Annotated in this window: 20 protein-coding genes and 1 pseudogene; 9 read left to right on the top strand and 12 right to left on the bottom strand. The window is 64.3% G+C overall.

Annotation, left to right across the window (positions count from 1 at the left end; all coding sequences use genetic code 11):
- Positions 1 to 40: 40 nt before the first annotated feature.
- The 6 genes from AC4K8G_RS03120 to dapF are packed head-to-tail and all read right to left on the bottom strand — an operon-like array spanning position 41 to position 5,225.
- Positions 41 to 802 (bottom strand): ABC transporter permease, encoded by a 762-nt coding sequence (locus AC4K8G_RS03120; protein WP_491732717.1) that lies wholly within the window; start codon positions 800 to 802, stop codon positions 41 to 43.
- The gene (locus AC4K8G_RS03115) at positions 799 to 1,743 is read right to left on the bottom strand and encodes an ABC transporter ATP-binding protein (protein WP_491732716.1); all 945 of its coding nucleotides are present in this window, start codon (positions 1,741 to 1,743) and stop codon (positions 799 to 801) included. The genes AC4K8G_RS03120 and AC4K8G_RS03115 overlap by 4 nt, the downstream gene beginning before the upstream one ends.
- Positions 1,740 to 2,354 carry an inner membrane-spanning protein YciB gene (locus AC4K8G_RS03110; protein ID WP_491732715.1) on the bottom strand — a complete coding sequence of 205 codons (615 nt, stop codon included), beginning with the start codon at positions 2,352 to 2,354 and terminating at the stop codon, positions 1,740 to 1,742. Before AC4K8G_RS03110 ends, AC4K8G_RS03115 begins: the two co-directional genes overlap by 4 nt.
- Positions 2,351 to 3,268, bottom strand: a complete 918-nt coding sequence (gene ftsY, locus AC4K8G_RS03105) for a signal recognition particle-docking protein FtsY (protein WP_491732714.1) — start codon at positions 3,266 to 3,268, stop codon at positions 2,351 to 2,353. The genes AC4K8G_RS03110 and ftsY overlap by 4 nt, the downstream gene beginning before the upstream one ends.
- Positions 3,265 to 4,428 (bottom strand): MiaB/RimO family radical SAM methylthiotransferase, encoded by a 1,164-nt coding sequence (locus AC4K8G_RS03100; RefSeq protein ID WP_491732713.1) that lies wholly within the window; start codon positions 4,426 to 4,428, stop codon positions 3,265 to 3,267. The genes ftsY and AC4K8G_RS03100 overlap by 4 nt, the downstream gene beginning before the upstream one ends.
- On the bottom strand, positions 4,425 to 5,225 hold the full coding sequence (gene dapF / locus AC4K8G_RS03095) for a diaminopimelate epimerase (protein ID WP_491732712.1): 801 nt from the start codon (positions 5,223 to 5,225) through the stop codon (positions 4,425 to 4,427). Before dapF ends, AC4K8G_RS03100 begins: the two co-directional genes overlap by 4 nt.
- Positions 5,226 to 5,273: 48 nt before the next feature.
- Between dapF and AC4K8G_RS03090 the strand changes: the two genes are divergently transcribed.
- From AC4K8G_RS03090 to rimM, 4 genes and pseudogenes are all read left to right on the top strand, one after another.
- Entirely contained in the window at positions 5,274 to 5,711 is a 438-nt protein-coding gene (locus AC4K8G_RS03090) for a hypothetical protein (protein ID WP_491732711.1), read from the top strand.
- 159 nt (positions 5,712 to 5,870) lie between these two features.
- The gene (gene ffh, locus AC4K8G_RS03085; RefSeq protein ID WP_491732710.1) at positions 5,871 to 7,355 is read left to right on the top strand and encodes a signal recognition particle protein; all 1,485 of its coding nucleotides are present in this window, start codon (positions 5,871 to 5,873) and stop codon (positions 7,353 to 7,355) included.
- A gap of 27 nt (positions 7,356 to 7,382) precedes the next feature.
- Positions 7,383 to 7,841: pseudogene (rpsP, locus tag AC4K8G_RS03080) on the top strand (30S ribosomal protein S16); the annotation flags it as partial.
- A 237-nt stretch (positions 7,842 to 8,078) separates the two neighbouring features.
- Complete coding sequence (gene rimM, locus AC4K8G_RS03075; RefSeq protein WP_491732709.1) at positions 8,079 to 8,579, top strand: ribosome maturation factor RimM; 501 nt, start codon at positions 8,079 to 8,081, stop codon at positions 8,577 to 8,579.
- Here rimM and AC4K8G_RS03070 read toward each other — a convergent pair.
- A complete protein-coding gene (locus tag AC4K8G_RS03070; protein WP_491732708.1) occupies positions 8,576 to 9,532 on the bottom strand; it encodes an NAD(P)/FAD-dependent oxidoreductase in 957 nt (318 codons plus the stop codon). The two genes, rimM and AC4K8G_RS03070, sit on opposite strands and share 4 nt — an antisense overlap.
- A gap of 37 nt (positions 9,533 to 9,569) precedes the next feature.
- Here AC4K8G_RS03070 and trmD point away from each other — a divergent pair, with 37 nt between their 5' ends.
- Both trmD and rplS read left to right on the top strand, forming a co-directional pair.
- Positions 9,570 to 10,307, top strand: coding sequence for a tRNA (guanosine(37)-N1)-methyltransferase TrmD (gene trmD, locus AC4K8G_RS03065; protein ID WP_491732707.1), 738 nt, complete (start codon positions 9,570 to 9,572; stop codon positions 10,305 to 10,307).
- Complete coding sequence (gene rplS, locus AC4K8G_RS03060; RefSeq protein ID WP_491732706.1) at positions 10,304 to 10,744, top strand: 50S ribosomal protein L19; 441 nt, start codon at positions 10,304 to 10,306, stop codon at positions 10,742 to 10,744. The genes trmD and rplS overlap by 4 nt, the downstream gene beginning before the upstream one ends.
- A gap of 3 nt (positions 10,745 to 10,747) precedes the next feature.
- Here the strand turns inward: rplS and AC4K8G_RS03055 are convergent, their stop codons facing one another.
- Both AC4K8G_RS03055 and AC4K8G_RS03050 read right to left on the bottom strand, forming a co-directional pair.
- Positions 10,748 to 11,578, bottom strand: a complete 831-nt coding sequence (locus AC4K8G_RS03055) for a DUF2189 domain-containing protein (protein WP_491732705.1) — start codon at positions 11,576 to 11,578, stop codon at positions 10,748 to 10,750.
- Between the two features lie 82 nt (positions 11,579 to 11,660).
- Positions 11,661 to 13,856, bottom strand: a complete 2,196-nt coding sequence (locus tag AC4K8G_RS03050) for a M20/M25/M40 family metallo-hydrolase (protein ID WP_491732704.1) — start codon at positions 13,854 to 13,856, stop codon at positions 11,661 to 11,663.
- Between the two features lie 107 nt (positions 13,857 to 13,963).
- Between AC4K8G_RS03050 and AC4K8G_RS03045 the strand changes: the two genes are divergently transcribed.
- The gene (locus AC4K8G_RS03045) at positions 13,964 to 14,992 is read left to right on the top strand and encodes an aspartate-semialdehyde dehydrogenase (protein WP_491732703.1); all 1,029 of its coding nucleotides are present in this window, start codon (positions 13,964 to 13,966) and stop codon (positions 14,990 to 14,992) included.
- Here AC4K8G_RS03045 and AC4K8G_RS03040 read toward each other — a convergent pair.
- Together AC4K8G_RS03040 and AC4K8G_RS03035 are read right to left on the bottom strand one after the other, a co-directional pair.
- Complete coding sequence (locus tag AC4K8G_RS03040; protein WP_491732702.1) at positions 14,989 to 15,651, bottom strand: Fe2+-dependent dioxygenase; 663 nt, start codon at positions 15,649 to 15,651, stop codon at positions 14,989 to 14,991. The two genes, AC4K8G_RS03045 and AC4K8G_RS03040, sit on opposite strands and share 4 nt — an antisense overlap.
- Positions 15,651 to 16,658, bottom strand: a complete 1,008-nt coding sequence (locus AC4K8G_RS03035; RefSeq protein ID WP_491732701.1) for a hypothetical protein — start codon at positions 16,656 to 16,658, stop codon at positions 15,651 to 15,653. Before AC4K8G_RS03035 ends, AC4K8G_RS03040 begins: the two co-directional genes overlap by 1 nt.
- Before the next feature lie 46 nt (positions 16,659 to 16,704).
- Here AC4K8G_RS03035 and AC4K8G_RS03030 point away from each other — a divergent pair, with 46 nt between their 5' ends.
- On the top strand, positions 16,705 to 17,151 hold the full coding sequence (locus tag AC4K8G_RS03030) for a GFA family protein (protein ID WP_491732700.1): 447 nt from the start codon (positions 16,705 to 16,707) through the stop codon (positions 17,149 to 17,151).
- Positions 17,148 to 17,903 (top strand): alpha/beta fold hydrolase, encoded by a 756-nt coding sequence (locus AC4K8G_RS03025; RefSeq protein WP_491732699.1) that lies wholly within the window; start codon positions 17,148 to 17,150, stop codon positions 17,901 to 17,903. Before AC4K8G_RS03030 ends, AC4K8G_RS03025 begins: the two co-directional genes overlap by 4 nt.
- Positions 17,904 to 17,950: 47 nt before the next feature.
- Here AC4K8G_RS03025 and AC4K8G_RS03020 read toward each other — a convergent pair whose 3' ends face one another.
- A complete protein-coding gene (locus AC4K8G_RS03020; protein ID WP_491732698.1) occupies positions 17,951 to 18,349 on the bottom strand; it encodes a hypothetical protein in 399 nt (132 codons plus the stop codon).
- Between the last annotated feature and the right edge of the window lie 30 nt (positions 18,350 to 18,379).

Below are 18,379 nucleotides of genomic sequence, written 5' to 3'. Positions count from 1 at the left end.
CAGGAATGGGTCGAAAGCAGACATTGGACTTGCCACGCGGCTACTGCTTGAGCCGGTAGCCGGTCCGGAAAATCCACCAGACACCGGTCAGGCAGACGAGCAGAAACAGAAAGGTCGCGCCAAGCGCGGCGCCGAAGCTGACGTCTGCCGTACCGAAGAATGTCCAGCGGAAGCCGTTGATCAGGTAGACCACCGGGTTGAACAGGGTAATCGTCCGCCAGGCGGGCGGGAGCATGTCGATCGAGTAGAAGGCACCGCCAAGGAATGTCAGCGGCGTCACGACCAGCAGCGGGATGACCTGCAACTGCTCAAAGCCTTTGGCCCAGATGCCCACCATGAAGCCGAACAGGCAGAAGGTCACCGCGACCAGCATGATGTAGAGCAACGCAAGGAGCGGGTGGGCCACGGTCACGTCGACGAACAGGTGGGCGGTCACGAAAATCGTGAGCGCGACGCTGAGCGCCTTGGTCGCTGCCGCTCCGACGTAGCCCATCACTGTCTCGAACGCGGACATGGGCGCCGACAGGATCTCATAAATGGTGCCGGTGAAGCGCGGCATGTGGATGCCAAAGCTGGCGTTGAAGATGCTTTCGGTAAACAGGCTCAGCATCATCAGCCCGGGCACGATGAAGGCGCCGTACGGAATCGAATTGATCTCCGTCATCCGGCTGCCGATCGCGCTGCCGAAGACGATGAAATAGAGTGACGTCGTGATGACCGGCACCGCGAGGCCGGTCCACAAGGTGCGCCGGAACCGGTGCATCTCGAACTTGTAGATGGCCCAGATCCCGCGCCAGTTCATGCCTTTGCTCCCTGGCGGTCGCCATCGATCAAGCGGACGAAAATGTCCTCGAGGCTAGATTCCTTGGTATCAAGGTCCTTGAAGCCGATCCCGGCGTCGCGCATCGCCGACAACAGGGAGGGAATGCCGGTGCGGTCGGCCTTCGCGTCGAATTCGTAGGTGAGCACGCGCCCGTCGTCGCTGAGATTCAGGTCCCAATTGCCAAGCGCTTCGGGAACGCTGTCCATCGGGTCGATAAGCTGAAGATGCAGGACCTTGCGGCCGAGCTTCTTCATCAAGGCGTGCTTTTCCTCGACCAGGATCAGCTCGCCCTTGTTGATGACGCCGACACGGTCGGCCATTTCCTCGGCTTCCTCGATGTAATGGGTGGTGAGGATGATCGTCGTGCCCTGTTCGCGCAGGCGCCGCACCATCGCCCACATCTCGCGGCGCAGCTCGACATCGACGCCTGCAGTCGGCTCGTCGAGGAAGAGGATCTTGGGTTCATGGGCGAGCGCCTTGGCGATCATCACCCGCCGCTTCATTCCGCCCGACAATTCCTTGAGGATCGTTTTGCGTTTGTCCCACAAGGTGAGCGCCTTCAGGATCTCCTCGATCTTCGCCGGGTCGGGGGCCTTGCCGAACAGCTCGCGGCTGAAGCTGACCGTGTTCAGCAGGGGCTCGAACAGGTCCATGGTCAGTTCCTGCGGAACCAGCCCGATGGCCTTGCGCACTTCGCGATAGTTGCGTTGCCAGTTCTTGCCGTCGACGAGCACCTCGCCGCTGGTCGGCGTGACGATCCCGCAGATGATCGAGATCAGCGTCGTCTTGCCCGCACCATTTGGGCCGAGAAGCGCGAAGATCTCCCCGCGCTGGATGTCGAGGTCGACGGCTTTCAGTGCCTCGGTGCCGCTGGCGTAGCTCTTGGTGAGGCCGCGGATCGAGAGGATCGGATCGCTCATTCGATTGGTCCTGGCTCGGCGGGCACCGCGTCTTCCTTCATCAGTCCGTGCTTCAGCAGCATCGGGATATTGGCGCCCGCGAACAGGACCGTCGCGGGGGCCACGAACCACAGTTTGAAGCCGAGCCAGAAGTCGGTCGTGCTGTTGCGCCACACGACCTCATTCAGCACCGCGAGAAAGGCGAAGAAGAGCGCCCAGTTGCGGGTGAGCTTGCGCCACCCTTCGGCATCCAGCCCCGGATAGGTCGAGCCTAGCACCTGCTGGAGGAGCGGGCGGCCGGTAGCGAGCCCGAAGCCGAGGATGCCCGTCACCAGGGTGTAGTAGAGCGTCGGCTTCATCTTGATGATCCACGCCTTGTGGAGGAAGATCGTGAGCCCCCCCATCACCACCACCATCACGCCCGAAAACCACAGCAAGGGTGAGATGCGCCCGTAGCGCAGCGCCGAGAACAGCATCGCCGCCACGATCGCCGCCATGAACGCGCCGGTCGCGACGAAAATCTTCATCACGGCGGGGACCGGCGCCAGGAAGTTCACGAGGAAGAAGACCAGCAGCGGGCCGAGGTCGATCAGCAGCTTGCCCGCGCCGTGCGGCTCTTGCTTTGCACTCATTCCGGCGGCAGCCCGGCGATGGCGCGAGCAACCGCGCGGGGGTCGAACGGGCGAAGGTCGTCGGCTTTCTCACCAACGCCGATCGCGTGGATCGGCAAGCCGAATTTCTCCGCCGCCGCGACGAGGATGCCACCGCGCGCGGTTCCGTCCAGCTTCGTCATGATGAGTCCGGTCACCCCGGCGCTGTCGCGGAACACTTCCACCTGGGCAAGGGCGTTCTGGCCCGTGGTGGCGTCGAGCACGAGCAGCACGTCATGCGGCGCTTCCGGATTGAGCCGGCCGAGCACGCGCCGGATCTTGGATAGCTCCTCCATCAGGTGGGACTTGTTCTGAAGGCGCCCGGCCGTGTCGACGATCAGGACGTCCTCGCCGGTCGCGGTGGCCTGCTTGACGCCGTCGAACACGATCCCAGCGGCGTCGCCGCCTTCCTTGCCCGAGATGACTGGAGCGCCGATGCGTTCGCCCCAGATCTGCAACTGCTCGATGGCCGCGGCGCGGAACGTATCGCCCGCTGCGAAGAGGACGCCGTAATCTTGCTCCTTCAGCCAATGGCCGAGCTTGCCGATGGTCGTCGTCTTGCCGGAGCCGTTGACCCCGATCACCAGGATGACGTGGGGGCGGGGGAAGCCGGTGATCTCCAGCGGCCTCGCGACGGGCGCCAGGATCTTCTCGATTTCCTCGGCGAGAATGGTTCGAAGGCCGCGCTCGTCGAGCTGCTCGAACTTGCGCGCGGCAATGGCTTCGCGGATTCGATGCGATGCTTCGGGACCAAGGTCGGACGCAATCAGCGCTTCTTCGACGTCGTCCAGCGTCGAAGCGTCGAGCGCCTGCTCTTTAACCACCCCGCTGAGGTTGGTGGCGATCTTGTCGGCCGTCTTCTGGAACCCGCCGCGCAGGCGGTCGAGCCAACTCATGCGCGGACGCCCACCAGATGCCCGTCCGTTCGACCGTTCACGCGGACGTCGAAAGCGTCGCCGCGCTTCGCACCATCGATGATGATGGGCGCGAAATTGTCGGTGTGGCCGGTTTCGGGACCTTCGATCAGCACCGGCTGCGTGGAGCCGATGAATGTGTCGAGCCAGTGCGACCGGCGCTTCGCCGCGGCGTCGCGAAGACGGGCTGCGCGGGCCTTTACGATTTCGCGCTCGACCTGAGGCATGCGCGCCGCCGGCGTGTTCGGACGGGGCGAGAAGGGAAAGATGTGGGCAGCAATAACGTCGCAATCATCAATCAATTTCAATGAGTTCAGTGCCATCTCTTCAGTTTCGGTAGGAAATCCGGCGATGAGATCTGCGCCGATGGTTGCGTCTGCGCGTGCCGCCTTGATTCGTTCAACGGCGCCGACAGCCTCGGCGCGGCTGTGCCGCCGCTTCATCCGCTTCAGTACCATGTCGTCGCCCGCCTGGAGCGACAAATGGAAATGGGGCATCAGCCTTGGCTCGCCGCCGACCAGCTCGAACAAGGCGTCATCGATCTCGATGCTGTCGAGGGATGACAGCCGCAGGCGCTTCAACCGCGGCTCCGCAGCGAGTAAGCGCTGGCACAGGCTGCCAAGGCCGCCTTCGTAATCGGTGATGTCGACGCCGGTGAGGACGATTTCCTGCGCGCCGCGGTCAATCTCGCGGGCGATTGCGTCGCGGATCGCTTCGAACGGCAAGGAAATGCTGGGCCCGCGCGCCTGCCAGATCGAGCAGAAGGTGCAGCGATGGTCGCAGCCGTTCTGAATGGCGACGAAGCTCTTCACCTTGTGCATCAGCCCGGAGGCGACTGGCGTCATGGCGTCACCGGCGAAGGCCGCCAGCTTGCGCTGATTGCCGACGACGCGGTTTACTTCGGGCATCGCCTCGAACCGCGCGGGGTCGAGCTCAGCAGCGCACCCTGTGACCAGGATCTTAGCTCCAGGACTCTTCCGGTGGCTGTGCCGGATCGCTTGCCGGGTCTGGCGAACGGCCTCGTTGGTGACGGCGCAGCTGTTGACGACGATCCAGTCTTCGTCGGCCGGAGCTGTCGCGGCGATCGTCTCGGCCTCGGCAAAGTTGAGCCGGCAGCCGAGGGTGATCGTCTCGACGCTCATCGCAGCGCACCCAGGTCGAGCTCGCCCTCGAACACGTGGGTCGCCGTTCCGCGCATCGTGATCGGCTGCCCCGGCGCCCAGTCGATGGTCAGCGCCCCGCCGGTCATCTCGACGCGAACGGGAGATTGCGCGCGGCGGGCGGCGATTGCCGCAATGGCGGTCGCGCAGGCGCCGGTGCCGCAGGCCAGGGTCTCGCCGGCGCCCCGCTCAAACGTGCGGAGCTTGATTCGCCCATCGAGGCAGGTCGCCACGTTGACGTTGACCCGCTCCGGAAAGACCGGATCGTGTTCGATTTTCGGCCCGACGACGTCGAGCGGCACGTCGCGCGCGTCGGGGACAAAGAACACCACGTGGGGATTGCCGACGTTCACGGCGAACGGGTTCTCAAGGCCATCCCACGCCATCGGCAGTGCCGCCGTGTCCATCGCATAGGCGAGCGGGATGTCCTGCCAGCCGAAGCGTGGCTGCGGGAGCAGGATGGATATTTCTTCGCCGGTCGCCGCACCCTCTAGCAAGCCGCCATCGGTGTCGATCGTGTTCGCTCCCGTAAGCTGCACCACGCAGCGGGTAGCATTGCCGCATGATTGAACTTCACCGCCGTCCTGATTCCAGATGCGCATGCGCAGGTCGGCGGAAGTGCTTGGCTCGAGTACGATCAACTGGTCGCAACCGACGCCGATCCTGCGATCGGCGATTGCACGTGCAAGCTGCGGGGTGATGTCGAACGGCGTTTCGCGCGCGTCGACGATCACGAAATCATTGCCGAGACCATGCATCTTGTGGAAGTGCCGCCGCATTGAGCCGCGACTTAGGGAGCGGCCCGCTCCAAGTCTAGCGAGGGTGAAATGGCGAGAGCCGCAAGTGACGTCATGCAATCGATCATCTTTTCTACCGTGATCGATGCGCTCCAGGCCCTCAAGCGAGCGTCGGGCGGTCTTCCGAACCAGTTGCTGCGCGACGTGCAGGCCATCCACCCGAACGTGACCTTCGCTGACCTACCCAAGGAGCTTCAGGACCAGATCGCCGAGAGCACGCGCGCGGCGTTTACCCAGTTGCTGAAGGAAGGCTACGCGGTCGGTCCTCGCCAGCAGATGCAGCAGTCACGACCGATCGATCGCGTGCCCGAGCGCGACCGGCGCGGTCCGCCGCGCGGCCTTCCCCAGGGCCAGCGGCGCGGCGGCCGCCCGCCAAAGGGCGATGGTCCCGACCGCGGGCCGCGCGGTCCCGGCGGCGGGCCGGGCGGGCGCCCCCGGAAGACGAAGGGCAAGCCACGGCTCAGCTAGGTTGCGCATATTAGGCTAAACCGCTAAGCGCCGCGGCGTCTTAACGGACATACATCGATGTGAGCGTCTACGGATGCGCGCCGGCCGACGAGGTTTCGTCCGCCGGCGTATTTTGCGTTTCGCGCCCCATATGGCGCTCGCATCGCTGAGGAGATTTGAATGTTCGACACGTTGAGCGATCGGCTCGGCAGCGTATTTGACCGGCTTCGTGGGCGCGGCGCGCTTACGGAAGCGGACGTGCGCGCGGCGATGCGGGAAGTGCGCGTCGCTTTGCTTGAGGCCGACGTTGCGCTGCCGGTTGCGCGCGACTTCGTCGAACAGGTCACGGAGAAAGCCGTTGGCCAGGAGGTGCTGCGCTCGGTCACGCCGGGCCAGATGGTCGTCAAGATCGTCCACGACGCGCTCGTCGAGACGTTGGGTTCGGAAACGGCCGAGCTCAACCTGAATGTCTCGCCGCCGGCCGTGATCATGATGGTCGGCCTCCAGGGTTCGGGCAAAACGACGACGACGGCCAAGCTCGCCAAGCGGCTGACCGAGAAAGAACGCAAGAAGGTACTGATGGCCTCGCTCGACGTCGCGCGGCCCGCGGCGCAGGAGCAGCTCGCCGTCCTCGGACGCCAGGCCAATGTCGACACCTTGCCGATTGTCGCAGGCCAGCAGCCGGTTGAGATCGCCAACCGTGCGCTCCAGTCGGCCAAGCTGCAGGCCTATGACGTCGTGCTGCTCGACACTGCAGGCCGCCTCCACGTCGACGACCAGCTGATGGCCGAAATGAAGGGCGTCGCGGCAGCTTCGCAGCCGGCCGAGACTTTGCTCGTCGTTGACGCGCTGACCGGCCAGGACGCGGTCAATGTCGCCAAGGGGTTCGCGGCAGAAGTCGATCTTTCGGGCGTGATCCTGACCCGTCTCGATGGCGATGCCCGGGGCGGCGCCGCACTCAGCATGCGTGCGGTCACCGGTAAGCCGATCAAGTTCGCCGGCGTCGGCGAGGCAATCGACAAGCTCGAAGCCTTTCACCCGGAAAGAGTCGCCGGAAGAATCCTCGGGATGGGCGACGTCGTCAGCCTGGTCGAGCGGGCGGCAGAAACGATCGAGGTCGAGGAAGCCGAGAAGCTCGCGGCCAAGATGGCCAAGGGCAAGTTCGATCTCGACGACCTGTGGGCCCAGCTCCGCCAGATGAAGCGCATGGGCGGCATCGGCGCGCTCGCCGGGATGATGCCGGGCCTCAAGGGCATGAAGGGCGCGATGGACGCTGCTCAAGGGGGCGCAGGCGACAAGGCGCTGACCCACATGGAAGCGATGCTGTCGTCGATGACCGCGAAGGAGCGTAGCCGTCCGGACATCATCAACGCCAAGCGAAAGATCCGCGTCGCCAAGGGCAGCGGCACTACGGTGCAGGAGATCAACAAGCTCCTGAAGATGCACCAGGAAATGGAAACCGCGATGAAGCGGCTGAAAAAGATGGGCGGTCTCGGCAAGCTCGCCGCGATGTTCGGCAAGGGCGGGCTTGAAGGCGCGCTCGGCGGGCTGGCTCCGCCAGGGGCATTGCCCCCAGGCGCTCTTGGGCCAGGTGGCGGATTGCCCGGCCTCGGCGGTCCCGGCTTCAACCTTCCACCTGGTTTCGACAAGTTTTCAAAGAAATAAACTAATATGCTGAAAGGAATATAGAAAATGGCAGTTTCAATTCGTCTCGCGCGCGGTGGTGCGAAAAAGCGTCCTTATTACCGCATCGTCGTGACCGACAGCCGCAACTCGCGCGACGGCCGCTTCATTGAGAAGGTCGGCATCTACAATCCGCTGCTGGCGAAGGATTCGCCTGAGCGCGTCAAGCTCGACGCCGACCGCATTTCGCATTGGCTGAGCGTTGGCGCCCAGCCGTCGGATCGCGTGCTTCGCTTCCTGGATGCCGCCGGCATCTGTGAGCGCACTGCCCGCAACAACCCGAAGAAGGCTGAGCCTGGCGAGAAGGCCAAGGAGCGCATCGAGGAGCGTGCGAAGAAGGCCGCTGACGCGGAAGCCGCTGCCAACGCGCCGGCTGAAGAGCCTGCGGTCGAGACGCAGCAGGAAGAAGCCGAAGCCGTGTTCGCCGAGGCGGTCGAGGAAGCTACCGCCGAGCCGACCGCGGAAGCCGAAGCGGTTGCCGACGAGGTTGCCGAGCAGACCCCGGCCGAAGAGCCGGCTGAAGAACCGGCCGCCGAGCCCGACGCCGCCGAGGCGCCTGCCGAGGAGGCCGCTGCTGAAGCGCCGGCCGAGGAAGCTGCCGTTGAAGAAGCTCCGGCTGACGAAGCCCCGGCCGAAGGCGCGGACGATGTGAATCCGCCTACCGAGGACTCGCCGCAGGCCGAAGCCGAAGAGAAGGCGGAGTAATTGACCGCTTCGAGCGACCGTGGCGAGCGCAGGATCGCGCTGGCTGCGGTCGCCGGGGCGCACGGCATCAAGGGCGAGCTACGGCTCAAGCTTTTCAGTGACAGCATCGAAAGCTTGACGCGCCACAAGAAGCTCTACGTTGGTGGCGCCGAGCGGCGTCTGTTCTCGGTGCGCGATGGCAAGATGCCGGTCGCGCGCTTCGAAGGCGTCGGCGATCGAGGCGCTGCCGAGGCCCTGCGCGGCTCGCTGGTCGAGGTTGACCGCTCCGCGCTGCCGCCGCTCGAAGATGGCGAATATTATCACATCGACCTGGTCGGGCTGACCGCGGAAGATGGTGGGGGAACGCCCCTCGGCACGGTCGTAGCCGTGGAGAATTATGGCGCAGGCGACCTGCTCGAGATCGAGCTTGGCGAGGGCAAGCGCTCGCTCATCCCGCTCAAGCCAGGCATTGCGTGGCTCGAAGACGGGAAGATCGTCCTCGACCCCGACTTCCTCGCCTAGCTACCGGTCTCCGCTTCCTCGAGGGCGGATTCACGCAGCATCGGCTGCTTCGAGCATAAATCGTTGCGGATGGTGGTCGCGGCCACGCCTCCTTCGCCCATCGCATGGCTGATCTGGTCGAGCCCGTGGACTACGTCACCCGCGGCGTAGAGGCCGGCCACGCTGGTGCGCTGGTGGGCATCACACAGGAAGCAGCCATCGTCGGCGAGCTTCGCGCCGACCATCTCGCCCAGTTGCGTGTGGGTGTCCGATCCCAGTGCCGGATAGATGGTATCAAAGGCATGATGGCCATCGGCAGTGTCGACGACGATGCAATCATTCGCCGTCGCGACCGCCTGGGTTGGTCCGTCGAGGCAGCCGATCCCGGCTTCCTTCAGTTTCTGCTGATCCTCGGGCTTGAGGCGCATCGCCTTGTCCGGCGCCACCAGGGTCACGTCCGGGGTGTAGCTGCGAATGAATATGGCCTCTGCAACGCCATGGCTGCCGCTACCAATCACGCCCACCTTCTTGTCGGTGACTTCGTAGCCGTCGCAGATGGGACAGTAGCGAATGAGGCCCCGGGCCAGGGCGGCGTCGTGAAGCTCCTCATCCATCGGCGGGCGCCGATTGGTTACGCCTGTCGCCAGTAGCACCGACCGGGCCGTCGCCTTGCCCGACCCCCAAGCCGCGACGAATAGGCCGCTGTCGGAATCCTGCTCGAGCCTGGTAACGACTTCGTTCTCGATCTTCGCGCCATATTTGCACGCCTGGTCGCGCATGCGCTGGAGCAACTCTTCTCCGCTGATCCCATCGGGGAAGCCGGCGTGGTTGCGGGTGCACGGGATCCAGCTGGCGCGGCTCTTGCCGCCGTCGACGACCAGGATGTCGAGGTGGAAGCGAGCAAGGTAGATGGCTGCGGTCAGGCCCGCGGGCCCGCCGCCAATGATCAGGCAGTCGATAATGTCTTCATCCATGCGGCGCCCAATGGATTGTGATAGCGGCGGTTCCGCAATGACCTTCCGCGCCACCGTTTTGACCTTGTACCCCGACATGTTTCCGGGCCCGCTCGGCGCGAGCCTGGCTGGGCGCGCGCTGGATGACGGTGCTTGGTCGTTCGAGGCGACTAACATCCGCGATTTCGCGACCGACAAGCACAGGTCGGTCGACGATACGCCCGCGGGCGGCGGCGCAGGGATGGTGCTTCGGCCTGATGTGCTGGCGGCCGCTATCGACAGCGCCTCCGACGGCCGGCCGATGCTGGCGCTGACCCCGCGCGGGGCGCCGCTAACCCAGGAACGGGTGCGTCAACTCGCCACCGGCGATGGCGTGATTTTGCTCTGTGGCCGCTTCGAGGGATTCGACGAGCGGATCTTCGACGCGCGGGCGATCGAACAGGTGTCGATCGGCGATTATGTGCTCTCCGGCGGGGAGGTTGGCGCGATGGTCATCCTCGACGCTTGCGTAAGGCTGCTCCCCGGGGTAATGGGCGCGGCCTCCAGCGGAGAGGAAGAGAGCTTCGAAACCGGGCTTCTCGAATATCCGCACTATACCCGGCCTGTTATATGGGAAGGGCGCACGATCCCCGAAGTGCTGCGGTCGGGGGATCATGCGAAGATCGCGGCGTGGCGACACGAGCAAGCGGTCAACGACACACGGCTAAGGCGGCCGGACCTGATCGAGCGCCACGGGGGCGCATCGCAGGCACCGCCCTCTGGCGCGCGGCGGATGAGTGAAGAGAAAAAGAAATGAACCTGATCGAGACCCTCGAGCGCGAGGCCATTGACGCGCTGACCGCCGACAAGAAGATTCCTGAATTCCGCCCGGGCGACACGCTCCGCGTCGGCGTCAAGGTGATCGAAGGCGATCGCACCCGCGTGCAGAATTTCGAAGGCGTCTGCATCGCCCGGGCCAACAAGGGCGTCGGCTCCAACTTCACCGTCCGCAAGATCAGCTTCGGCGAAGGTGTCGAGCGCGTCTTCCCGCTCTATGGCCCGATCATCGAATCGATCGAAGTCGTGCGTCGTGGCGACGTCCGCCGCGCCAAGCTCTATTACCTGCGCGGCCGCACCGGTAAGGCTGCCCGCATCGCCGAGCGCCGCACGGTTCAGCGCGACACGGCGACCGCCGAAACTCCGGCTCCGGCCAAGGCCGAGAAGGCCGCGAAGGCCGAGAAGCAGGAAGCCTAAGCTTCAGTCCACACGCCTGCGTCGGGCAGGGATTGAATCCCTGTCCACCAGGCGCGTGTAGAGGTGCCAGGTCGCGTAGCCGAGCCACGGCAGGACAAGCGCCAGGCCCACGAACAGCGGGATCGACCCGAGGATGAGGAGCCCGACTACGGTCAGGCCCCAGCGGACCATCTCGCCCTTGTTGGCATGCGCCGCACGCCATGAAGCGGAGACGGCGTCCGACGCGCTGACGTTGCAGTCGACCAGCATTGGCAGGGACACCACGCTAAGCGCGAGCACGATCCAGCCGAAGATCGCCCCAACAACCGCGCCCGCGACGATTAGCAGCCAGCCGTTCACCGTCGTCAGCACCTCCCGGAAAAAGCCGACGACATCGTTCGGCGCGATCCAGCCGAACAGCGCTGCGTAAAGCGCGCCGGCGGCAGTCAGCCACAAGGCGAAGATCACGATCAGCAGGCCGGCCACCATGCCCATGTCATCCACCGACGGGCGCTTGCGCACGTCGAGGAAGTTAAACCAGTGGACTTCCTCGCCCTTCTCGCGGCGCCTAGCGAGCTCGTAGAATCCGACCGCGGCCACTGGGCCGAGCAGGCCGACGCCCGCCAGTATCGGGAACAGGAATGGGACCAAAGGGCCATTGTTGGTCATCACGACCGCGGAAATGCCGATCACGGTGTAGATCAGGCCGGCGAAGAACAGGTCGCCGCGAAGATCGAGGAAATCGTCGAGGCCCTGCCGGAGCGAAGCCCGCAGGTCTTCATCCGTTATCTTGCGGATTGTGATCTTGCGGGAGCGGGCCGGGCCACGGGCGGCGGCGATCGACTTGGAAGCCATGACACCTCCTTATAGAGGCGCGTACCGGCATACGGCGCCGGGCGCCTTCGAAACGGCCTATAGCAGACCTGGAGCGAGTCGGTCAGAGCCTGATGCGGTGCAGCGTGACGCTTTGATCGGGCGAATATTGCGGGATCGCGTTGGCCGGCCGGGCAGCCTCAATTGCGGCGCCTTGCGGAGGGAGCGTGTAGCGGGTCGCGAACAGCTCCGCGACTACCGGCGCGCGGTCGCCGAGCACGACCTCGATCTCCAGGCCCTCGCACGACCGTCCGGCGCAGCGGAGAGCGGCTTTGTCCGGGTCGCCCTTGGCAGGGACCGGAACCGCATGGCCGGGCAGGCCGATGGCAATCAACTTTGTATTTTCCGGAAAGCGGATGCTGACCGCGTCGCCGCCTGCGGGCAACAAGACGAGCTGGATGCGGCGGCCAGCACCCGCGCGCTCGCTCGAGATGAGGCGAGCGGCAGGAACGGGCGTGGCTGCGAGCGGGGCTTCCGCGATCCAACGAGTGCGGCCGTTATGGGGAAGCACGCCCTTGTGCCACTTGCCCGGGAAAGTAGCGGGCAGGGGTGCCTGCTTGCTGGCGATGCCCCAGTTCGCGGTCTTCCGGTCAGCGTCGCGGAAATAGTCGATGCTGAAGGAGAGGGGGCGCTCGGCGGTTTGGCGCGGGACGATGAGCGCCGCGGTCCACAAAACCGCCGCCGCCAGTCCCACGAGCAACACGGCGGGGCGGAGGCCGTCGGATTCGATTTCGACCAAGGCAGGCAGGACCGCGATCGCGGCGAACGGGGCGACCGCCCACAACGGGCCGTCGATCAGCAACATCTCGACCAGGGCGAGAAGCTCGGCGACCATCAACAGCTGGGCCAGGATGGCAACCACGACGAGCGGTCGAAGCCGAAGCGCGATGCCCGCCAAAGCGATCGCAGGTGCGATTAAAAAGTAAATGGTGGCGCCGGGGAGCGCGAGGCTCAGCGCCGAACCGAGCAGCAGGACCAGCAGCCAGGCGGCTGCCCGCACCCGCTCGCGGTCGAATCTATCGCTCCATCTGGCGTACATCGCCGTCATCGCCGTCAGCAGGAGGGCGTAGACCCCCATGTAACTGGCGAGGGGTTGGCCGCGCCAGAAATCGCCGGCGCGGATCAGGCCGGCGAGGAAGCTGGCGATGCCTGCGGCTGCAAGTCCTCCGACGAACATTCCCGCGACGAGCAGTAAGGGCTTACCCAGGGCCCTGCGGCGCCAGGCGAGAAATGCCGCTCCGACCAGCAGCAGCCCCAAGGCGGCGGCGCCGACGGCCAGCGGGAGCTTGATCAAGAGGCGGCCGGCGATGCTGGTGAAGATCATTCGCCCGGAACCAGCACGCGATGGATCGGGCATGTCCGACAGGGTGCGCGTCGCGGCGTAAACCTCGCTCCCAACATGGTAGAGGCTCGCGCGATCGAGCGCCGCCACCGTATCGCCCGGCGAGTGGTAGCGGGTCTCGTTTCCGATGATTCCCCAGTTGAGCAGGGTCCAGCCCGCAGGCGCGAACTTCACGACGTCGGTGGTGTTGGGGATCAGCTTGGCGAAGTCTGTGCTTATCGAATTGGCGTAGGGCCGCTTGGTGCCCCGAGCATAGGCAGCGATGGCCGCACCGTTGGGCCAGCTCGTCTCGTACATCAGCGCCGGGCCTGCCACCCCCCGCGCGTCAATGTTGATCAGCGAATCGACCTGCTTTGCCGCCGGATCGCGCACGAAGGCCGCCGCGCCGTTGAGGCCATATTCCTCGCCCTCGTTGAACAGCAGAGTGACCGGGCGCGCAGGGGGCGATTGCTTCAGCAGCTGCGCGACTTCGAGCATGGTCGCGACGCCGATCCCGTCATCGCCGGCGCCGGGGCCGGTCGGCGTACTGTCGTAGTGGGCGTTGATCAGGAGGTGCCTACCCGGCGCGCGTCCAGGAATAGTCGCGACCACGTTACGGACGTGGGAGCAGCTGACTACGCGGACCTTTGGGAAACCACTGCAATCCATGGCCTCGTGAACCTCGGGCTGGAGGCCAATCGATCGAAGCTCGGCAATCAACCGACCACGAACCGCATCGTCGGCGGTTGTATCGACCGGATGCGGGCGTTGGTCGCCGAGGATACGCTGCAGGCGGCCGATGGCCCGTGCGGTGTCGAACTCGCCGGCCGTCGGGTGCGCTGGCGGTTGAGGCGGCGCGATGAGCACGTCTTTGACAGCAAAGCAGGCCATCAGCAGCGCAAGCACGACCAATCCGCGCAACCAGCTGCGTTCCGTCATCTCCCAAGCCCCCGAATTTTGGCTGATAGTGACAGCTTTGGTCGCGTTGACAATCGCGGGCGCCAAGCCCACTTCGCGCCCACTCCAGCAGAGGGAATAGAACGGACATGGGTTACCGGGTCGTGGTCGTCGGCGCGACGGGCAATGTCGGGCGCGAGCTTCTCAATATCCTCGCTGAGCGCCAATTCCCGCTCGACGAGCTAGCCGCCGTGGCGTCGGCGCGATCGACCGGCGACGAAATCGATTTCGGTGACAGCGGTGAAACTCTGAAGGTCAAGAATCTCGAGCATTTCGATTTTTCGGGCTGGGATATCGCGCTGTTCGCGGCAGGCTCGGAAGCGTCGAAGATTTACGCTCCGAAGGCAGCCGCTGCTGGCTGCACGGTGATCGACAATAGCTCGCTGTTCCGCATGGACCCTGACGTGCCCTTGATCGTGCCCGAAGTGAATGCCGAGGCGATCGCTGGCTATGCCAAGAAGAATATCATCGCCAACCCGAATTGCTCGACCGCCCAGCTCGTGGTGGCGCTGAAGCCGCTCCATGACGCAGCCAAGATCAAGCGCGTTGTGGTTGCGACCTATCAGTCGGTATCGGGCACCGGCAAAGCCGCGATGGATGAGCTGTTCAACCAGTCGCGCAACATCTTCGTGGGCGATTCCAACGAGCCGGAAGTCTATCCCAAGCAGATCGCTTTCAACGTCATTCCGCAGGCCGGAGATTTCCTGGAGGATGGGTCGACGACCGAGGAATGGAAGCTCGTCGTCGAAACCAAGAAGATCCTCGATCCGGCGATCAAGGTCAGCGCAACCTGCGTCCGAGTGCCGGTGTTCGTCGGCCACTCCGAAGCAGTGAACATCGAGTTCGAAAATGAGATTTCGGCCGACGACGCGCGCAATATCCTGCGCGAGGCGCCGGGCGTGATCGTCGTCGATAAGCGTGAGGCCGGCGGTTACGTGACCCCGGTCGAATGCGTCGGTGACTTCGCCACCTACGTCAGCCGGATCCGCGAGGATTCGACGATCGACAATGGCCTCAGCCTGTGGGTGGTGAGCGACAATTTGCGTAAGGGCGCGGCGCTGAACGCGGTTCAGATCGCGGAGCTACTGGGCCGCAAGCACCTGCAGAAGGCGGCCTAGGGTTTATCGCCCCAGGCGCGCAGCAGGTTAGCCTGGACCAGCTGCAGCCGGTTGAAGTTCTCCTGGCTCATCTTGAGACCTTCGAGCGCGGCGACCTCGTTCAACTCGAACAGCATGTAACGCTTGAATGGGTCGGGGACGCGGCTCTGGATGAAGGTGATCGCGACCAGTCGTTCGCCCTTGGTCACTGGCACGACCTCGTGGAGCGTGTCTGACGGATAGACGATCGCCTGTCCCGGCTTCAGCTTGAATTGAAGATCGGCATCGCCGAGCCGGATATGAAGCTCGCCGCCTTCATAATCCTTGGGTTCGTTGAGGAAGATGGTGCAGCTCAGATCGCTGCGGAGCGGGCCGGTAGGCAGGTTGATGAAGGCTGCGTCGGCGTGCGCGCCGTAGCGCATGCCGGGATGATAGCGGGTGATCAGCGGTGGGGCGATGGAAATGGGGAAAGCGAACTCCCGAAATTCCTCGCTGCGCCCAAGCGCCTGGAGCAAAAGTTGCGAGCTCTTCTGATAGCCTTGCGCGTCGTGCAACTGCTCGTTGATTTTAGCCTTGTTGTGCGGGTTGGTGATGCGCCCATCAACAAATGGGGAAGCGGCCGCGATCTTCCGGCATTCGGCGACTTCGGTGTCGGTCAGGATGTCGAGAATGCGATACATTACCCCTCCGCGCGTGACAGCGCTCGTCCCAATAGCGGCGACTTTTCGGCCGCCGAACGAAGCATGGCAAGGGCGCCCTCAATCTCGCGGCGATGATATTGCTCAGCTTCCGCGATCAGCTCGCGGCGCAGGTCGGCCGAATATTCATATTCAAGCGCCTTGGAGTAGCTGCTCATCAGCGGACCAGCGGTAATTGCCGCAATTGCCGAGGAATCGGCTTCGAAGCCGAAATGGTCAGCGGCCGACTTGAGCGTGGCGGGCATATCGCCAAGCATCTCGTCGAAGTCGAGCCAGGCGATATGGCGATCGCTCATTACTTCGGCGGCTGCTTCCAGCGCGGTCATTTCGCACGCCCAGGCAATCGCAGCGAACTCCGCGTCGTCGCGGCCACCCGGCACAGCAATGTCGCGCTGGGCGAGCCGCTGGGCGCGGCTATCCGCCAGCGTTCGCAGTTCCTTCACGCTGTTTTCGCCGGCTAGGATGCTCGCGATGTAGTTGCGCGGGGTTGCGAACATGAACAGCGCGCGCTCGCCCAGCGGGACCAACGCTGGCGCGATTTCGCTGACCCAGCTGGTCGACTTGATGCAGGCGATCTCGTCATTCGCGAAGGTTCGTGAGAACAGCGCCGGGATTGGCACCAGATAACCCTGGCGGATCTCGGCCGGCGCCATCGCCAAGTCGCGTAAGAGACGAGGCTCGCGCACTCCCAGCACTCCAGTCAGCTCGCCGAGCAACCGCGAAACGAGGGTCGAGCCCACGTGACCGATGTGAAATATCCAGCGCGCGTCGCAGCGGCTAATCTCCGCGGCGGCGTCCACCACCAGGGGCCAGGGAACGACCTGGGCATCGACCGGCTGCTGAAAAATCCGGTCGTCGAGGAAGCTCACCGCGCGATAGCTGTCGGCATCCATCGCGACCAGGCGAAGGGCGCCTGTCGCAGGATCCAGCGCCTGCGCTAGCCAGCGCGCGTCGCGGGCGATTTCCGAAGCGGTGGGAGCGCTGGACATGCCGCCCCTTAGCCTTGCAAGAGGCCAGTCACCAAGGGAGTGATCGATGTCAGATAAAATGACCGGCGGGTGTGCGTGCGGCCGCGTTCGCTACACGGCGACTGTCCATGACGACGATGCCTATCTTTGCCACTGCCGGATGTGCCAGCGCGCAACGGGATCGGTCTCGATTGCGTTCAAGAACGTGAAGCACGCCGACGTGGAGTGGACGCATGAGCCCGACTGGTACGACAGCTCGCCGATCGGCAAGCGCGCTTACTGCCGCGAATGCGGCACGTCGTTCGGCTACCAATATAAAGAGGGTAGCGAGAACATGGACCTGACGGTCGCGTCATTTGACGACCCCTATCGCTTCAAGCCGACGCACCACTTCGGCGCCGAGAGCATTCACCGCGCGTGGCTCAACACCGACGGGCTGCCCGAACACAAGACCGAAGATTATGACAAGCTGGTCCAGAAGTGGATCGACGCGACTGGGAAGTTTCCCGGGTGAGCGAGCCGGCCGTTGCCTATTGGCACGCCTCGGACGGGGTAGAGCTTGCGTACCATGAGGTTGGTCAGGGCAGGCCCGTAATCTTGCTTCATGGCCTATTCTCCGACGCCAACATGAACTGGATCAAGTTCGGCCATGCCGAGCGTATCGCGAGCGAGGGTTTCTGGGTCATCATGCCCGACCTTCGGGCGCACGGCCTCAGCAGCAGGCCGCATGACTCCGCCAATTATCCGAAGGGGATCCTTGCTCGAGACCTGCGTGAGCTTGTTGCGCATCTCAATTTGACGGAATTCGACCTAGGCGGGTTTTCGCTCGGTGCGCGGACGACCGTTGAGGGGGTGGGCGAGGGGCTAAAACCCCGGCGCGCGATTCTCGGAGGCGCCGGCCTTGAAGGTTTGCGCAACTGGAAACGGCGCAAGGATTTTTTCGTCGACGCCATCGCGCTGTTCGACCGGGTTCAGCGGGGCGACCCGCACTGGCTTTCGATCCAGTTCATGAAGAGCCAGAAGGTCGACCTGATCGCGTCGGGACTGCTTCTCGAAAGCTTCGAGGACGCGTTCATGGACTGGTTGCAGGCCTTCACCATGCCGACACTCGTGGTGTGCGGGAGCGAGGATGACGACAACGGCTCGGCCGAAGAGCTCGCCAACGTAATGCCGCACGCGATCTTCGAAGAGGTCCCGGGCACGCACATGAGCTCAGTCACCAAGGCACAGTTCGGCGAGGTGATCGCCGCGTTCCTCGCGCAATAAAAAAGGGGGCGCCCGAAGGCGCCCCTTATTGGCTTGATTAAGTCGGCTTAGGCGGTGGCCTTGCCAGTCTCCTTGAGGGTCATCGCTTCTTCTGCGATGTCCGACTGGCTCTTGCGGCTGCCCTTTCGCCGCGGGCTCGCGATGAAGCTGGTTTCTTCGGTCGTGTCGTCGGCGCTGCCGAATTCGTCGCCTGACTGCCAACCGTCGCGCCATTCGCTGATCTGATCGGACAGGTTTCCGATTTGATCACTGATCTGGTTGCGGCGAGACCACAGGAAGACGCCCGCGGCCACGGCGCCGCCAACCGCAGCTGCTGCGGCGATCGGGTTTTCCCGCGCCCGAGCGGTCAGGCCGCTGTATTGATTATGTCCTTCGGGGTTGTTGTTGCGGCCGCGATTGCCGCGCCGGTTTCCACCACGATTTCCGCCTCGATTGCTGCTGGCCATGTCACGCTACTCCTCTACTGAAACACTCCA

Source organism: Sphingomonas sp. SP3, assembly GCF_058514305.1.
The sequence above is the reverse complement of the archived record's forward strand: the minus strand, read 5'-3'. Positions and strand labels throughout refer to the sequence as shown.

Bases quoted from the DNA above. Each gene is read 5' to 3' on its own strand.
- trmD (WP_491732707.1), top strand. From the start codon at position 9,570: ATGACCTTCCGCGCCACCGTTTTGACCTTGTACCCCGACATGTTTCCG.
- AC4K8G_RS03055 (WP_491732705.1), bottom strand. From the start codon at position 11,578: ATGGCTTCCAAGTCGATCGCCGCCGCCCGTGGCCCGGCCCGCTCCCGC.
- ffh (WP_491732710.1), top strand. From the start codon at position 5,871: ATGTTCGACACGTTGAGCGATCGGCTCGGCAGCGTATTTGACCGGCTT.
- AC4K8G_RS03020 (WP_491732698.1), bottom strand. From the start codon at position 18,349: ATGGCCAGCAGCAATCGAGGCGGAAATCGTGGTGGAAACCGGCGCGGC.
- AC4K8G_RS03045 (WP_491732703.1), top strand. From the start codon at position 13,964: ATGGGTTACCGGGTCGTGGTCGTCGGCGCGACGGGCAATGTCGGGCGC.
- AC4K8G_RS03040 (WP_491732702.1), bottom strand. From the start codon at position 15,651: ATGTATCGCATTCTCGACATCCTGACCGACACCGAAGTCGCCGAATGC.
- AC4K8G_RS03120 (WP_491732717.1), bottom strand. From the start codon at position 802: ATGAACTGGCGCGGGATCTGGGCCATCTACAAGTTCGAGATGCACCGG.
- AC4K8G_RS03100 (WP_491732713.1), bottom strand. From the start codon at position 4,428: ATGAGCGTCGAGACGATCACCCTCGGCTGCCGGCTCAACTTTGCCGAG.
- AC4K8G_RS03090 (WP_491732711.1), top strand. From the start codon at position 5,274: ATGGCGAGAGCCGCAAGTGACGTCATGCAATCGATCATCTTTTCTACC.
- AC4K8G_RS03030 (WP_491732700.1), top strand. From the start codon at position 16,705: ATGTCAGATAAAATGACCGGCGGGTGTGCGTGCGGCCGCGTTCGCTAC.
- rplS (WP_491732706.1), top strand. From the start codon at position 10,304: ATGAACCTGATCGAGACCCTCGAGCGCGAGGCCATTGACGCGCTGACC.
- AC4K8G_RS03115 (WP_491732716.1), bottom strand. From the start codon at position 1,743: ATGAGCGATCCGATCCTCTCGATCCGCGGCCTCACCAAGAGCTACGCC.
- AC4K8G_RS03035 (WP_491732701.1), bottom strand. From the start codon at position 16,658: ATGTCCAGCGCTCCCACCGCTTCGGAAATCGCCCGCGACGCGCGCTGG.
- AC4K8G_RS03050 (WP_491732704.1), bottom strand. From the start codon at position 13,856: ATGACGGAACGCAGCTGGTTGCGCGGATTGGTCGTGCTTGCGCTGCTG.
- dapF (WP_491732712.1), bottom strand. From the start codon at position 5,225: ATGCGGCGGCACTTCCACAAGATGCATGGTCTCGGCAATGATTTCGTG.
- AC4K8G_RS03070 (WP_491732708.1), bottom strand. From the start codon at position 9,532: ATGGATGAAGACATTATCGACTGCCTGATCATTGGCGGCGGGCCCGCG.
- AC4K8G_RS03110 (WP_491732715.1), bottom strand. From the start codon at position 2,354: ATGAGTGCAAAGCAAGAGCCGCACGGCGCGGGCAAGCTGCTGATCGAC.
- ftsY (WP_491732714.1), bottom strand. From the start codon at position 3,268: ATGAGTTGGCTCGACCGCCTGCGCGGCGGGTTCCAGAAGACGGCCGAC.